General features: G+C 66.4%; 18 protein-coding genes. 12 read left to right on the top strand and 6 right to left on the bottom strand.

Annotated elements, in window-relative coordinates; all coding sequences use genetic code 11:
- Nucleotides 1–64: 64 nt before the first annotated feature.
- Entirely contained in the window at nucleotides 65–463 is a 399-nt protein-coding gene (locus tag VGN62_RS16990; protein ID WP_327456051.1) for a glycine zipper 2TM domain-containing protein, read from the bottom strand.
- Between the two features lie 180 nt (nucleotides 464–643).
- Here VGN62_RS16990 and VGN62_RS16985 point away from each other — a divergent pair, with 180 nt between their 5' ends.
- The gene (locus VGN62_RS16985; protein WP_054588143.1) at nucleotides 644–865 is read left to right on the top strand and encodes a hypothetical protein; all 222 of its coding nucleotides are present in this window, start codon (nucleotides 644–646) and stop codon (nucleotides 863–865) included.
- Nucleotides 866–893: 28 nt separating this feature from the next.
- Nucleotides 894–1811 (top strand): EamA family transporter RarD, encoded by a 918-nt coding sequence (gene rarD / locus VGN62_RS16980; RefSeq protein WP_327456045.1) that lies wholly within the window; start codon nucleotides 894–896, stop codon nucleotides 1809–1811.
- Here the strand turns inward: rarD and pyrC are convergent.
- Nucleotides 1808–2833 (bottom strand): dihydroorotase, encoded by a 1026-nt coding sequence (gene pyrC, locus VGN62_RS16975; protein WP_327456043.1) that lies wholly within the window; start codon nucleotides 2831–2833, stop codon nucleotides 1808–1810. The genes rarD and pyrC overlap by 4 nt on opposite strands.
- 58 nt (nucleotides 2834–2891) lie before the next feature.
- Between pyrC and VGN62_RS16970 the strand changes: the two genes are divergently transcribed.
- Genes VGN62_RS16970 through VGN62_RS16955 form a run of 4 tightly spaced genes read left to right on the top strand, consistent with a single transcriptional unit; the run spans nucleotide 2892 to nucleotide 5574 of the window.
- Nucleotides 2892–3617, top strand: a complete 726-nt coding sequence (locus VGN62_RS16970) for a folate-binding protein (RefSeq protein WP_327456041.1) — start codon at nucleotides 2892–2894, stop codon at nucleotides 3615–3617.
- Between the two features lie 32 nt (nucleotides 3618–3649).
- Nucleotides 3650–4258 carry a hypothetical protein gene (locus VGN62_RS16965; RefSeq protein WP_327456039.1) on the top strand — a complete coding sequence of 203 codons (609 nt, stop codon included), beginning with the start codon at nucleotides 3650–3652 and terminating at the stop codon, nucleotides 4256–4258.
- 38 nt (nucleotides 4259–4296) lie between these two features.
- Complete coding sequence (locus VGN62_RS16960) at nucleotides 4297–4848, top strand: retropepsin-like aspartic protease family protein (RefSeq protein ID WP_327456037.1); 552 nt, start codon at nucleotides 4297–4299, stop codon at nucleotides 4846–4848.
- Nucleotides 4849–4908: 60 nt separating this feature from the next.
- Nucleotides 4909–5574 carry an MBL fold metallo-hydrolase gene (locus VGN62_RS16955; protein ID WP_327456035.1) on the top strand — a complete coding sequence of 222 codons (666 nt, stop codon included), beginning with the start codon at nucleotides 4909–4911 and terminating at the stop codon, nucleotides 5572–5574.
- Nucleotides 5575–5580: 6 nt separating this feature from the next.
- Here VGN62_RS16955 and VGN62_RS16950 read toward each other — a convergent pair whose 3' ends face one another.
- Nucleotides 5581–6021 (bottom strand): MAPEG family protein, encoded by a 441-nt coding sequence (locus VGN62_RS16950; RefSeq protein WP_327456033.1) that lies wholly within the window; start codon nucleotides 6019–6021, stop codon nucleotides 5581–5583.
- A 352-nt stretch (nucleotides 6022–6373) separates the two neighbouring features.
- Here VGN62_RS16950 and rpmF point away from each other — a divergent pair, with 352 nt between their 5' ends.
- The 5 genes from rpmF to VGN62_RS16925 all read left to right on the top strand — a co-directional run bounded on the left by rpmF (nucleotide 6374) and on the right by VGN62_RS16925 (nucleotide 9451).
- Complete coding sequence (gene rpmF / locus VGN62_RS16945; RefSeq protein ID WP_011541714.1) at nucleotides 6374–6553, top strand: 50S ribosomal protein L32; 180 nt, start codon at nucleotides 6374–6376, stop codon at nucleotides 6551–6553.
- Between the two features lie 22 nt (nucleotides 6554–6575).
- Nucleotides 6576–7610, top strand: a complete 1035-nt coding sequence (gene plsX / locus VGN62_RS16940) for a phosphate acyltransferase PlsX (RefSeq protein WP_327456031.1) — start codon at nucleotides 6576–6578, stop codon at nucleotides 7608–7610.
- Entirely contained in the window at nucleotides 7607–8572 is a 966-nt protein-coding gene (locus tag VGN62_RS16935; RefSeq protein ID WP_327456029.1) for a beta-ketoacyl-ACP synthase III, read from the top strand. The genes plsX and VGN62_RS16935 overlap by 4 nt, the downstream gene beginning before the upstream one ends.
- Nucleotides 8573–8747: 175 nt before the next feature.
- Nucleotides 8748–9041 (top strand): integration host factor subunit alpha, encoded by a 294-nt coding sequence (locus VGN62_RS16930; protein ID WP_327456027.1) that lies wholly within the window; start codon nucleotides 8748–8750, stop codon nucleotides 9039–9041.
- A 29-nt stretch (nucleotides 9042–9070) separates the two neighbouring features.
- A complete protein-coding gene (locus VGN62_RS16925) occupies nucleotides 9071–9451 on the top strand; it encodes a MerR family transcriptional regulator (protein ID WP_327456025.1) in 381 nt (126 codons plus the stop codon).
- A 3-nt stretch (nucleotides 9452–9454) separates the two neighbouring features.
- On the opposite strand, the gene VGN62_RS16920 is transcribed toward VGN62_RS16925, so the two are convergent.
- The gene (locus VGN62_RS16920) at nucleotides 9455–10006 is read right to left on the bottom strand and encodes a SixA phosphatase family protein (RefSeq protein ID WP_327456023.1); all 552 of its coding nucleotides are present in this window, start codon (nucleotides 10004–10006) and stop codon (nucleotides 9455–9457) included.
- 57 nt (nucleotides 10007–10063) lie between these two features.
- A complete protein-coding gene (locus VGN62_RS16915; protein ID WP_327456021.1) occupies nucleotides 10064–12799 on the bottom strand; it encodes an ATP-dependent DNA helicase in 2736 nt (911 codons plus the stop codon).
- Between the two features lie 122 nt (nucleotides 12800–12921).
- Between VGN62_RS16915 and VGN62_RS16910 the strand changes: the two genes are divergently transcribed.
- Nucleotides 12922–13356, top strand: coding sequence for a hypothetical protein (locus VGN62_RS16910; protein WP_327456019.1), 435 nt, complete (start codon nucleotides 12922–12924; stop codon nucleotides 13354–13356).
- Nucleotides 13357–13359: 3 nt separating this feature from the next.
- Here the strand turns inward: VGN62_RS16910 and VGN62_RS16905 are convergent, their stop codons facing one another.
- Nucleotides 13360–13728, bottom strand: a complete 369-nt coding sequence (locus VGN62_RS16905) for a PilZ domain-containing protein (RefSeq protein WP_327456017.1) — start codon at nucleotides 13726–13728, stop codon at nucleotides 13360–13362.
- Nucleotides 13729–13738 lie beyond the last annotated feature (10 nt).

The following is a 13738-nucleotide window of genomic DNA, read 5'->3' as shown; positions in this document are numbered from 1 at the left end:
CCCTCTCCATCAGCGCGTACGGGTGGAGGGGTCCAAACCCGCACTCGAGACGGGTGCTGTTGGCTTAACGGCAGCGATATTTGTCGCGGTCGACCTCGCGGCCGATCAGCGCGCCGGCGCCGGCGCCGATGATCGTGCCGAGCAGCTTGTCGCCGCCGCCCGCGATTTCGTGGCCGGCGAGGCCGCCGACGGCGCCACCGATCAGAAGGCCGGTCGTGCCATTGTCCTTCTTGCAGCGATAACGGCCATCTTCACCGCGCCACACGCGCGTGTTGCGGTTGATGCGCTGGTCGTTGGCATAATAGCGGCGATCCTTACGCTTCTTGTGGAAACCCGAAGACTGGTCGAGCTGATGGAAGCCATCCGCCTTCGCCGGTGCCGCGATACCCGCATAGGCAGGCGCGGTCAGGGCGACGCTGGCGGCGGCAAAAGCGCCCATCAGACCCTTGGTGAGATTACGCATATTAAGTCCTTTCCTGGTTTGGCGCCTCGTCCCGCTTGGCGAGACCGGGCGCTTCGATGTGAGAACGGCCATGGTCTCGCTGACGTTGCATGAACGTTAGGCAACAAGACGAAGCGAGTGCATCCGTCGATGAACCGAAAGCCCTTGCCGCATCGCAGGCGACGTGCGACAGTCCCGGCCATGCTCAATATCGGATCGCTCGTCATTGGCGTTATCGCGCTGGTTTTGGCCGTTTTCGCCTTCATCCCGCTGCTCGGCTGGGCGAATTGGGTGATCATACCCTTCGCCGTCGTCGGGCTCGCGCTCGGCGCGATGTCGGACAAGACGAGCGGGCGCAACCTGAACATCGTCGTCATCGTCATCGGCGTGATCCGCCTGATGCTGGGCGGCGGCATCATCTGAATTTCCGGCCGGAAGGCGGTTTGCAATCATGACCGAGGACAAGGTCCCGGCGGGGAGCCATCAGGGCGGCTTGCCCTATGCGCTCGCGGCCTATGGCATCTGGGGCTTCGTCCCGTTGTTCTTCAAGCTGCTGAGCAGCGTCCCGCCGGTCGAGGTGCTGGCGCAGCGGATCATCTGGTCGCTGCCGCTCTGCTTCCTGATCATGTTCTTCCGCCGCCAGATCGGCGAATATCTGACCGCGCTCAAGGATTGGCGGACGCTGCGCCTGCTGCTCGCGAGTGCGTTGCTCATCGCGGTCAACTGGCTCGTCTATATCTATTCGATCTTCACCGATCATGTGCTCGCGGCAAGCCTCGGCTATTATCTCAATCCGCTCGTCAACGTGATGCTCGGCATGGTGTTCCTTGGCGAGCGGCTGTCGCGGCTGCAACTCGCGGCGGTCGTCATCGCGGGTATCGGCGTGGCGATCCTGCTCGCGGGCGCGCTCGATACGCTGTGGATCAGCCTGACGCTCGCTTTCTCGTTCGGCATATACGGGCTCATCCGCAAGGTCGTGCCGGTCGGGTCGCTTCCGGGCCTGGCGATCGAGACGACGGTGTTGTTCGTGCCCTCGCTGGCGATTGCGGCCTTTTACCTGTGGGCCGGGGACGGGCGCGGTTTTGGGTCGGACGGATCGATCAGCGCGCTGTTGATGGCGGGCGGGATCGTCACCGCCGTACCGCTCCTGCTCTTTGCGACCGCGGCACGGCGGATGAGCTATGCGGCGCTCGGTTTTGTCCAGTTCCTCGCGCCGACGGTGCAGTTCCTGCTCAGCCTGTTCGTTTTCCACGAGCCATTGAAGCCCGCACAGCTCGCCTGCTTCATCCTGATCTGGGCGAGTATCGCGGTGTTCAGTTTCGACATGTGGCGCAAGATGCGCGCCGAGCGGATGATGCCTGCGGCTTAGGTGGCGATCCGCCAGCCGATCGTTTCGCCGGCGTGGAAGGGGACGACCTCGCCGATAATGTCGGGAACGGTCACCGGCGCGCGTTCGAGCGTTACCGTGCCATTGTTGAGCGGCAGGCCGTAGAAGTTCGGGCCATGCTCGCTCGCAAAGCCTTCGAGCTTGTCGAGCGCACCATCCTGATCGAACGCGATCGCATAGCTTTCGAGCGCGTAGGGCGCGTTGAAGATGCCCGCGCATCCGCACGACGCCTCTTTCGTGTGCACCGCGTGCGGGGCGCTGTCGGTGCCGAGGAAGAATTTGGGCGAGCCCGACGTTGCGGCCGCGCGCACTGCGAGCCGGTGGTGCTCGCGCTTCGCAACGGGCAGGCAATAGGCGTGCGGGCGGATGCCGCCGACGAGCATCGCGTTGCGGTTGATGTGGAGATGCTGCGGCGTGATCGTCGCGGCGACGTTGGCGGGCGCGTCGGCGACGAACTGCGCCGCCTCGGCGGTCGTGATATGTTCGAAAACGATCTTCAGCGCGGGCAGCGCGCGCATCAGCGGTTCGAGCGTGCGTTCGATGAACACCGCCTCGCGGTCGAAGATGTCGACGTCATGGTCGGTAACCTCGCCGTGGATCAGGAGCGGCATGCCGATCTCCTGCATCCGTTCGAGCACGCCCATGATGTTCGAGACGTCGGTGACGCCGTGCGCACTGCCCGTGGTCGCGTGCGCGGGATAAAGTTTGGCGGCGGTGAAGACGCCTTCGGCATGGCCGCGCGCCATCTCTTCAGGGCTGCTGTGGTCGGTGAGATAGGCGACGATCAGCGGGGTGAAGTCGAGGTCCGCCGGCACCGCGGCGTTGATACGGTCGCGATACGCGCGGCCTTCCTCGGCGGTGGTGACGGGCGGCGACAGGTTCGGCATGACGATCGCGCGAGCGAACTGGCGCGCGGTATAGGGCGCGACATGGTCGAGCATCGCGCCGTCGCGCAGATGGACATGCCAGTCGTCGGGGCGGCGGATCGTCAGGCGGTCGGTCATGGAAAAGACTCGTCGATAGTGGGCTTGGCTTTGGCTGGGGCGTCCCTAAATTATCGCCATGGCCAATACCACCCTGATCAATCGTGCGCTCATCCGTCTGTCGGGCGAGGACGTCCGCGGCTTCCTGCAAGGTCTCGTCACCAATGACACGTCGGGCAATCTTCCCGTCTGGGCGGCGTTGCTCTCGGCGCAGGGCAAGGCGCTGTTCGATTTCCTGATATGGGGCGACGGCGACGACATATTGATCGACTGCGAGCGCGACGCGGCCGGCGACCTCGCGAGACGGCTGACGCTCTATCGGTTGCGCCGCGCGATCACCATCGAGCGCGAACCCGATCTGTGCGTCCATTGGGCGCCGGAAGGCGACCTCGGCGTCGTCGATCCGCGCCTGCCCGAGCTCGGCCAGCGCTGGCTGGCGCCGGCTGCGGAAGGTGAAGGGGCCGACGAACGGTGGCGGGCGCACCGGCTGGCGCTCGGCGTCACCGAAGGCCGCGCCGAACTCGGCGACGGCACGACGCTGTGGCTCGAATGCAATGCCGCCGAACTGAACGGCGTGAGCTTTACCAAGGGCTGTTACGTCGGACAGGAAAATACCGCGCGGATGAACTGGCGGCAGAAGGTCAATCGGCGGCTCGTTGTGGTGCCGCTGGCCGGGGCCGACGAAAAACGGCAGGTCGTTGCGTATCCCGATCTCGGCTGGTCGGTCGAGCACAGGCGGACTGAGAATATCGACGCCGAGGCGGCACCGGCATGGCTTCGCGTGGGGCTCGCCGCCGGTTCATGACAGATGCAGCCTTTGCTGCTAGATTGCCCGCCATGCGCGCTATGCTGATTTCGTCGGCGCTCGCCGCCGCTCTCGCCTTGTCGACCGCCGCAACCGCGGCGCCGACCTCCTTGCTGCCAACCCAGCCGGAGGCGGTGCAGGCACCCGCGCGCCTCGCGCCGCTTGCCGCGGATTCGGCATGGACGCCGCGGTTCGAGGCGGCAGCGGATGAACTGGTCACGGCGTTGCGATCGCGCGACGAGGCGCGCTGGGCGCCGCTTTTCGGCGGACAGTGGCTAGCGGCGGTCGACCGCGATCGGATCGCCGGCCTGCTCCACGATCGCCACAGCCCGTTCCTGCACGCGCTGTTTTCAAAAGGCTATACGCATCGCGCCATTTTCGGATGGAGTGCGCCTGCCTCTTTGAACGCCGACGAGCGCGCGGCAATCGAGGCGGGCCAAGAGGCCGAGGCGCTCGTCTGTTGGTCGGCGGGCGGCAATGGCGACGGGCCGTGGCCCGTGACGGCGGGCGAGGCCGACAATCGGCCCGGCCGGTCTTATGCCTGCGCGCGGATCGCTTACTCGATTCGCGGCGACGCGCCGACATGGCGGGCGTTCATCGAGCAAGGCGCGGACGCGGCCGACGCGCGCGAGCCCGCTTAACCAATCTCCAACCCTCGCTTGCGATAATAGCGCCCATGATGGGGCGTTTCCTTGGGCTGGCCGCAGGCATCGCGGTCGTGTCGATCGGCATGGCGGGCATTGCTGGCCGCGCGACCGACAACGCCGCCGCGCCGACTGCCGAAGATTCGCAGGACAACAGCAACTGGACGACCGAGCGGCGGAAGAGCGGGGGCTGGTCCTCCAAGGAAAGCGGCGCGCGCTCATCGGGCGAGGTGCGGCTGGGCCGCGCGGCCGATTCGCATTTCTATGCCGATGCCGAAATCGACGGGCGGAATATCCGCATGATGGTCGACAGCGGCGCATCGATCGTCGCGCTGACGCGCCGCGATGCCGAGGCGCTGGGGATCAACGTCGACGACCTTCCGGTCGGAGGCAGCGCAAGCACTGCGGGCGGGGTCGTCTCGATGCGTCCGGTGATGCTCGACAGCGTCGAAGTCGACGGGATCGAGGTGCGCGGGGTGCAGGCGGCGGTGATCGACGCCGACATGGGTGTGTCGCTGCTTGGGCAAAGCTTCCTCGCGAAACTCGACACGGTGAACGTCGAAGGCGACACGATGACGCTGCGCTAATCGGCTGCGGGGCTAGCCCTGCTCTTGCCATTTTTGCCGCCTTTCCCCACATCGGCGGCCATGAACGCTCCCGAACCCCCGATGCGCGCCGCCATCGTCCCCGTCACCGCCTTCCAGCAGAATTGCACACTTCTGTGGTGCACCGCGACGAACAAGGCGGCCTTCGTCGATCCCGGCGGCGACCTTCCCAAGCTGAAGGAAGCGGTGCGCCAGACGGGGGTCGAGGTCGAGAAGATCCTCGTCACCCATGGACATATGGATCATTGCGGGCAGGCGGGGATGCTCGCGAAGGAACTCGGCGTGCCGATCGAAGGGCCGCACGAGGACGACCGCTTCTGGATCGACGCCTTTGCCGAGGACGGAGCGCGCTTCGGCATAGTCGGCGAATCGTTCGAGCCCGACCGCTGGCTGGTCGACGGTGACAAGGTCACTGTCGGCAATCTCGAGATTGACGTCATCCATTGTCCGGGGCACACGCCGGGGCACGTCGTCTTCCACCATGCGCCGTCGAAGCTGGCGATCGTCGGCGACGTGATCTTTCAGGGATCGATCGGCCGCACCGACTTTCCGCGCGGCAATCACCAGCAATTGCTCGATTCGATCACGCAGAAATTATGGCCGCTCGGCGGCGACACGACCTTCCTGCCGGGGCACGGCGCGCACAGCAATTTCGCCCACGAACGGCGGACCAACCCGTTCGTGAGCGATATGGCGCTGGGCAGCTAGGCCGGTTCAGCGCGGCGCGACGGCTACCGTTTCTTCCACGGCAGTCGTCGTGATGCTCGTCGGCGTCATATAGACGATCAAGAGCGCGCCGATCGCAAGGCCGAGTTGGGTCAGCATCGTGATCGCGGTGCCGGCCATGCGGCCCCACATCATTCCGTCCATGCCCAGCGCGTGCAGGATGCGTCCGACCAGATAAAGCGCGCCAACGCCCCACAGCCACATCGACGAGCCAAGGCCGAGTTCGACGAGCGCGAGCAGGATCAACACGAAAGCGGTGTTTTCGACGAAATTGCTGTGCGCGCGCATCCGGCGGGTGAGCAGATCATTGCCGCCGTCGCCGATGAAGAGCTTTTCCTTTGTCCGCACGCGGCCGACGCGCACCGAAAGCCAAAGGTTGAGGAGCGCCGCCCCCGCGGCGATCGTCAGGCTGATCGGCAAGATTATCATTTGGCTTCCCCCTATGGGCCGGTCGTTCCGGCGGCGAGCGAGATGTGGCACTGCGCGAAGGGCAGGGCAAGCTTGCGCTATCCCTCTGTCGCCCGGCACAACCGAGAGAATGACGCTATGGCTATTCGAGCACGCAATGGGCTTGCCTTTGCGGGCAAAAACGCTATAGCCGCGCCCGATCCGGCACCCGACACCATCTGGCGTTGAGGCACCCTCCGGCGGAAGATTTTCCTGCACTATTCGGGCAGGAACAGCCTTCGGCTTGGCGGGCGGGCCAGTCATTTCCGGTAACGGGAACGACAACTCCGGGTAGCCGATTCGTGACACACTATTTGAGAATGCAGGAAATATCATGGCCGTTCCCAAGCGAAAAACCTCGCCCTCGAAGCGCGGCATGCGTCGCAGCCACGACAGCCTGAAGGTCGAAGCCTTCCAGGAATGCCCCAACTGCGGCGAGCTGAAGCGCCCGCACAACCTTTGCAACGCCTGCGGTCATTATAATGGCCGTGAAGTGGTGTCGGTCGGCGCATAAGCATTAGCCGGAGGGCGTCCTGATGGCACTGACACCGCGAATCGCAATCGATGCGATGGGCGGTGACGTCGGCGTGCGCATGATGCTCGCCGGCGCCGCAATGGCGCGCCACAAGCACGACGGCCTCCGCTTCATCCTCGTCGGCGACGAGGTGCAGATCAAGGCGGCGCTCGAAAACCATCCCAACCTGCGCGCGGCGTCGGATATCATCCACACCGACGGCGTCGTGTCGGGTTCGGACAAGCCGAGCCAGGCGCTGCGCAAGGCGAAGAGCACCTCGATGGGGCTCGCGATCGACGCGGTGAAGCGCGGCGATGCCGGCGGTGCCGTTTCGGCGGGCAACACCGGCGCGCTGATGGCGATGGCGAAGCTCGCGCTGCGTACGATGCCGGGAATCGACCGGCCGGCGCTCGCCGCGCTGCTGCCGACGCTGGGCGACAATGACGTCGTCATGCTCGACCTGGGCGCCAACACCGATTGCGACGCCAACAATTTGATCCAGTTCGCGGTCATGGGCGCCGCCTATGCGCGCACCGCAATGGGGCTCGAAAAGCCGCGCGTCGCACTGCTCAACATCGGCACCGAGGAACTGAAGGGCACCGACGAAATCCGCGATGCCGCCGCCCGGCTGCGCGAGGCGCACGGACTGCCGATGCAATTCACCGGCTTCATCGAAGGCGATAAATTGTCGCGCGGCGATGTCGATGTGATCGTCCACGACGGTTTTTCGGGCAATATCGCGTTAAAGACGATCGAGGGGACGGCGCGTTTCGTCACCGATCTCTTGCGCCGCGCCTTCACCAGTTCGACGCGTTCGAAGATCGGCTTCCTGATCTCGCGCCCGGCGACCGAGCTGCTCAAGCATCATCTCGACCCCAACAACCACAACGGCGCAGTGTTCCTCGGCCTCAACGGCGTGGTGCTCAAAAGCCATGGCAGCGCCGACGCAAAAGGGGTCGCGAACTGCGTCCATCTCTGCGCCGAGCTGATCGAAAAGGACATTACGCGTCAGGTGACCGAGGATCTCGCGAATTTCCGCAGCGGCGACGCAGCATGACGCTGCGCGCAATCCTGGCGGGCACCGGATCGGCGCTGCCGCGCACGCGCGTTTCGAACGCGGAACTGGCCGAGCGCGTCGACACGAGCGACGAATGGATCGTCGAGCGCACGGGCATCCGTTTTCGTCATATCGCCGAGGCGGATGAAACGACCGCAACGCTTGGCGCCGATGCGGCGCGGCAGGCGCTGGCCGCGGCGGGACTCGAACCCGCCGATATCGGCCTGATCATCGTCGCGACCGCGACCCCCGATAACACCTTCCCCGCCAGCGCGACGAAGGTGCAGGCGCTGCTCGGTACGCCCGATTGCATCGCTTTCGACGTCGCCGCGGTCTGTTCGGGCTTCCTCTACGCCGTTTCGGTCGCCGACTCGATGCTGCGCACGGGCGCAGCGAAGCACGCGCTGGTGATCGGCAGCGAAACCTTCAGCCGCATCCTCGACTGGGAAGACCGCACGACGTGCGTGCTGTTCGGCGACGGTGCGGGCGCCATCGTCCTGTCGGCCGAGGAGGTCGGCGACGATCGCGGTATCCTCGCGACGCGGCTCCATGCCGAGGGCAAATATTCGGACATGCTCTATGTCGATGGCGGGCCGTCGACGACGGGCACGGTCGGGCATGTTCGCATGCAGGGCCGCGAAGTGTTCCGCCATGCCGTCACCAACCTTGCGTCGGTGCTGGGCGAAGTGATGGCCGACGTCGGCCTGTCGGCGGACCAGATCGACTGGGTCGTCCCGCATCAGGCGAACAAGCGGATCATCGACGCGACCGCGAAAAAGCTGGGCCTGCCCGCCGAGCGTGTCGTACTGACCGTCGACCAGCACGCCAATACGTCGGCGGCGTCGGTGCCGCTGGCGCTCGACCTTGCGGTGCGTGACGGACGTATCAAGCGCGGCGACCTCGTCGTGCTCGAGGCGATGGGCGGCGGCTTCACTTGGGGCGCAGCGGTCCTGCGCGTTTAGGCCGGTGCCGCTTCCGCTTCGGCGGATGGAGTTCATCGCGTCAACTTCTCCTTCCATCCGTTTCAGTTTGGCGGATTAATTCGCATTTGTTACATATGCGGACAGGGACTCGTGACGGTGGGGGCTGTCAGGGAACCAATGGTGTATTTTCGCTTCAGAGGGGGAAGGGATCAACATGACCGCAGGGACTCTTACGCGAGCCGACATTGCGACGCGGATCAACCAGCAGATCGGGCTGTCGCGCAATGAATCGGCCGCCATCGTCGAATCGATTCTCGATCATATGTCCGATGCGCTTGCCGTCGGGCAGAATGTGAAGATTTCGGGTTTTGGCACCTTCGTGCTGCGCGACAAGGCGCAGCGGATCGGCCGTAATCCGAAGACCGGCATCGAAGTGCCGATCCTGCCGCGGCGCGTGATGACCTTTCGCGCCAGCCAGACCATGCGTGCCCGCGTTGCCGGCAACTAAACCACACCCGATCCATGTCGGGTCTTGATATGACCGACGATGGCGCCAAGGCGCCCGCCGCCATGCTCGCGATCGGCGAGCTGGCGGTGCGGATCGGCGTTCCGACACATGTGCTGCGTTACTGGGAAACCCGCTTCCCGCAATTGCGCCCGCTCCAGCGATCGGGCCGCCGCCGCTATTATCGCGCCGAGGATGTCGCGCTTGCCGAGCGCATCCACCATCTGTTGCACGTCCAGGGCTTCACCGTCGAAGGCGCGCGCAAGGCGCTGTCCGAGCCGGGCGCCGCGCCCGCACCGCGTGCGTCGTTGACGCGCGAAGCGCTCGACCGTGCGGCGCCGGGGCAAGGCGGAGGCATTCCGGTGGAAGCGCTCGTCGCGCTGCGCCAGCGGCTCGCGGCGGCGCTCGACTAGATCCTAGTCATTATCCATCGCCGGCGCGAGCGCCGGGTCGAGGTCGCGCGGGCGGATAAAGCCCACGAAACGCGCGCTGTTCGTGTCGAGATCGTGCCAGTCGCCGATATCGAGTTCGAGCCGCGCCAGCGCCGATGTCGGCAGCTTTTCCTCGACCTTCGCGCGCAATTCATCGTCCGCCGATTCGGGGACGAGCATCAGGATCAGATCCTCGAGCCCCGGATTATGCCCCGAAATCAGCAGGTGCTGCGCGTCGCGCCCCGTATCGCGGATCACGTCGATCAGCGTCGCGGCCGACGCAAGATAGATGCGGCGGTCCCAATGCGGCTCGAGCGCATCGAGGTCGGCGGCAGGCTGGAAGATATCGAGGGTTTCGGTCACGCGCACCGCAGGCGAGGCGATGATGCGGTCGACGGGCAGTTTCTGCCGCTTCAGCCATTGCCCGATCAGTTCGGCGCCGCGCGCCCCGCGCTTGTTGATCGGCCGGTCGAAATCGCGTTCGACCTGTACGTCCCAACCCGATTTGGCGTGGCGCAGGATGGTCAAGCTTTTCAAAATATCTCCCCGCGTTCGCGCGCTTATGCCCTCGTTCGGGGGCCTTGTGCCGGAAACTTATGACGGTGAAAAGGCCGGAAAGGCGGTTTTTCGCCTTTCCACATTCGCCGCTGCAACATGATTGACCGCCTCGTCGAGCGGCAGCCGGCGGATCGGGGTCCCTTCGGGAAAGGCGCTGAGCAGGCGCGACGGGAAGCTGGGCGAGAGCATCACGAACTGGCCGAAATCGTCGGCGCGGCGGATCAGGCGGCCGAACGCCTGCCCGATGCGTGCGCGGATGACCATGTCGTCATAGGCGCTGCCGCCCTGCGCCGCGCGCCGCGCCGCGTGGAGGATCGTCGGGCGCGGCCAGGGCACCCCCTCCATCACGACCAGCCGCAGCGAATCGCCGGGCACGTCGACCCCGTCGCGCAAGGCATCGGTGCCGAGCAGCGAGGCGTGCGGATCGGCGCGGAAAATGTCGACCAGCGTCCCGGTATCGAGCGGATCGACATGCTGCGCGAACAGCGGCAACCCCGCGCGCGCCAGCCGGTCGGCGATCCGCGAATGAACGATGCGCAGCCGCCGGATCGCGCTGAACAGCCCGAGTGCGCCGCCGCCCGCCGCTTCGATCAGCCGGCTGTAGGCGCCGGCGAGCGCGGGCAGGTCGCCGCGCGGGATGTCGGTGACGATCAGCACCTCCGACTGGCGCGCATAGTCGAACGGGCTCGGCACCGCGAAATGCTGGACCCCGCCGTCCATGTGGCGCGCGCCGGTGCGGATATCGGCGTCGGTCCAGCCGCCGCGGCCATGCCCGCCATTGCGCAGCGTCGCCGAAGTGACGAGCACGCCCTGCGCCGGGCGGTACACGACCTCGGCGATCGGCCGCGCGGGGTCGAGCCAGTGGCGGTGCAGCCCGCAGTCGAATTCGCGCCCGTCGTAGCGATCGACCGCGAGCCAGTCGACGAAATCGGGATCGGCGGGCCCGCCGACGCGCCCGAGCAGCGAGAGCCAGCCGCCCAGCGTGTCGATCCGCGTGCCGAGGCTGTGCCGCGCGCCGTCGACCCTTGCCCGAGCCTGCCCATCGAGCCAGTCGGGCGGGTCCTCGATCAGCGCTTCGAGGCGCTTGCCGAGCGCCATCAGCGGGCGCAACAGTGCCTCGACCGCGTCGCTCGCGCCGGCCGCGGCGGCGACAAGTTCGGAATCGGGGTCGGCGAGTTCGGTTTCGAGGCCATAGCCGGCGTCGGCGGTGCGCGTGTCGACCGCGCGCGCGTAAACCTGTCCCCGCACCGCGACGAGCAGGCGCTCGATCGCACCCCACGGGTCGTTTTCCGACAAGCGGCCGAGCCAGCCGTCGCCGGGCAGCTCTGCAGCGGCGGCGATCGCCGACTGGATCGCGCGGTCGCCCGCCTCGTCATAGCTTGCGACATCGGCGAGGCGTGCGGCGAGCCCGCGGCGGCGGCCGCGCGATTTCCCCTCGGGCCCCAACACCCAGCGGCGAATTTCGACCGCTTCCTGCCCGGTCAGCGCTGCGGCGAACATCGAATCGGCGGCGTCCCACAGATGATGCCCCTCATCGAAGATCAGCCGCGTCGCGGGCGCGCCGCCGTCGCGCGGGCGCGCGGCCTGCACCATCGTCAGTGCGTGGTTGGCGATGACGATATCGGCCTGCGTCGCCGCGCGCGCCGAATGTTCGATGAAGCATTTCCTGAAATGCGGGCAGCCCGCATAGATGCACTCGCCGCGCCGGTCGGTGAGCGCAGTCGTGCCGTTGCGGCGGAACAGCGCCGGGAGCCAGCCGGGCAGGTCGCCGCCGATCATGTCGCCGTCGCGCGTATAGGCGGCCCAGCGTGCGACGAGCTGCGCGAGGATCGCGGCGCGCCCCGAAAAGCCGCCCTGCAGCGCGTCCTCGAGATTGAGCAGGCAGAGGTAGTTTTCGCGCCCCTTGCGCACCACAACCTTTTCGCGGTGTGTCGCGGCGTCGGGGTAGAGCCGCTCGGTCTCGCGCGACAATTGGCGCTGCAACGCCTTGGTGAAGGTCGAGATACACACGCTGCCCGCCGACTGGTCGATCCATTGCTTGGCGGGGGCGAGATAGCCGAGCGTCTTGCCGATGCCCGTACCCGCCTCGGCAACGAGCATCTGCGGCGCATCCTTGCGATCGCGCGGGGCAAAGATCGCAGCCGTCGCGCGCGCATAATCCTGCTGCCCCGGCCGCCGTTCGGCGCCGTCGCCGGTCAGCCGGTCGAGCCGCGCCGATATATCGTCCGCGTTGATCGTCACCTGCCGCGGCGCGCCGCGCGGCGGCGCCTCTTCCCATTCGGGGAGGCGCGCGAACAACCAGCGTTCATTGGCGTCGGGCTGTGACAGGCGGGGCTGGATCAGCGGCGACCACGACCAGCGCTGGCGCGACAGGGCCTGGACGCCGTGCCATGCGCCCTCGCGCTCGGGCCAGACGGAATCGTCGAGGCTGGCGAGCATCGCCGCGGCTGCCCTGGGCAGGAAGGCGGCGATATCCTCTTCGCCCTTCGGCGGTGTCAGGCCGATCGCGGCGGCGATTCCCGCCGGGGTCGGCACGGCAAAGCGCGCGGGATAAAGGAAGGCGAAGAGTTCGAGCAGGTCGAGCCCCGACAGCTCGGGATAACCGAGCCGGTCGCCCGTCAGCGTCGCATTGAGGAGCAGGTGTGGGGTCGCCGCGACCGCGGCAATGGCCTCGCCGCGACCGACGCGCTGCACACGGCCGTGCGTATCGGCGATCCAGATGCCGATATGGCTCGCATGGATCGCGGGCAGGGTATGCGGATCGGGAGCCATCGCCCCACGCTAGGGACAAAAGGCGAACGCGGCAAGGTGGTGCGGGCGATCGGGAGCTTTCTTCTTGCGACCGCAGAGCGGTTCGGCGACGCTGGACCCAATCCAGCAAAAGGAATTCAGGGATGAGCGAAGAAGCGGCGATTGGCGCGGTGGTCGACGAGATGTATGCGATGATCTCGGGGCCCAAGGGACCGCGCGACTGGTCGCGGCAGGCGAATTGTTTTCACCCCGATGCGCGGCAGATACGCACACGGATCGATGCTGACGGACGCGCGACGTTCCGGAGCATGGGGCTCGAAGATTATGCGCGCGACACGGCGCCCTTTTTTGCCACGAACGACTTTTTCGAAGTCGAGATGGGACGGCGGATCGACGTGCTGGGCAATATCGTCCAGGTCTGGAGCGCCTATGAAGCGCGGACCGCGCTCGACGACGCGCTGCCCGAACGGCGCGGGATCAATTCGATCCAGCTGTTCAAGGATCCCGACCTCGGCTGGCGGATCATGGCGATGATCTGGGACAATGAGCGCGAGGGCGTGGCGATCGCGCCTTTCTGACTTCTAGCTCAGTCCGCGGCGTCCGAAGACGGTCGGTCGGGCGGTCTGGAAAATCTGCGACGGCTCGATCAGCGATGCACTGCGCGCACGTTTCAGGGCGTTGTAAAGCGGCCCGTGCGTCAGTTCGTATGGAAAGCGTACGCCCATGCGGTCATGTTCCGACCACATCACAACGGCGTAGGTGACCGCGCCGCCATAGTGGACTTCGCAGCGCGAGCGTGCCGGCATACTCGCGCCGTCGATCCGTGCGCCGCCTTCCGACAGGTCGGTGATCCGGCCGTCGACGAAGTTGAGCACGCCGTTGACGGTCACCTCGATCGAAACCGGGGTGCGCTTGTGGCCGCGGGCGGCGGGAGTGCGGAAACTGTCCATGTCCGGGACG

Source organism: Sphingopyxis sp., assembly GCF_035998905.1.
Classification (GTDB): domain Bacteria; phylum Pseudomonadota; class Alphaproteobacteria; order Sphingomonadales; family Sphingomonadaceae; genus Sphingopyxis.
This window is presented reverse-complemented; position numbering and strand designations above follow the sequence as displayed.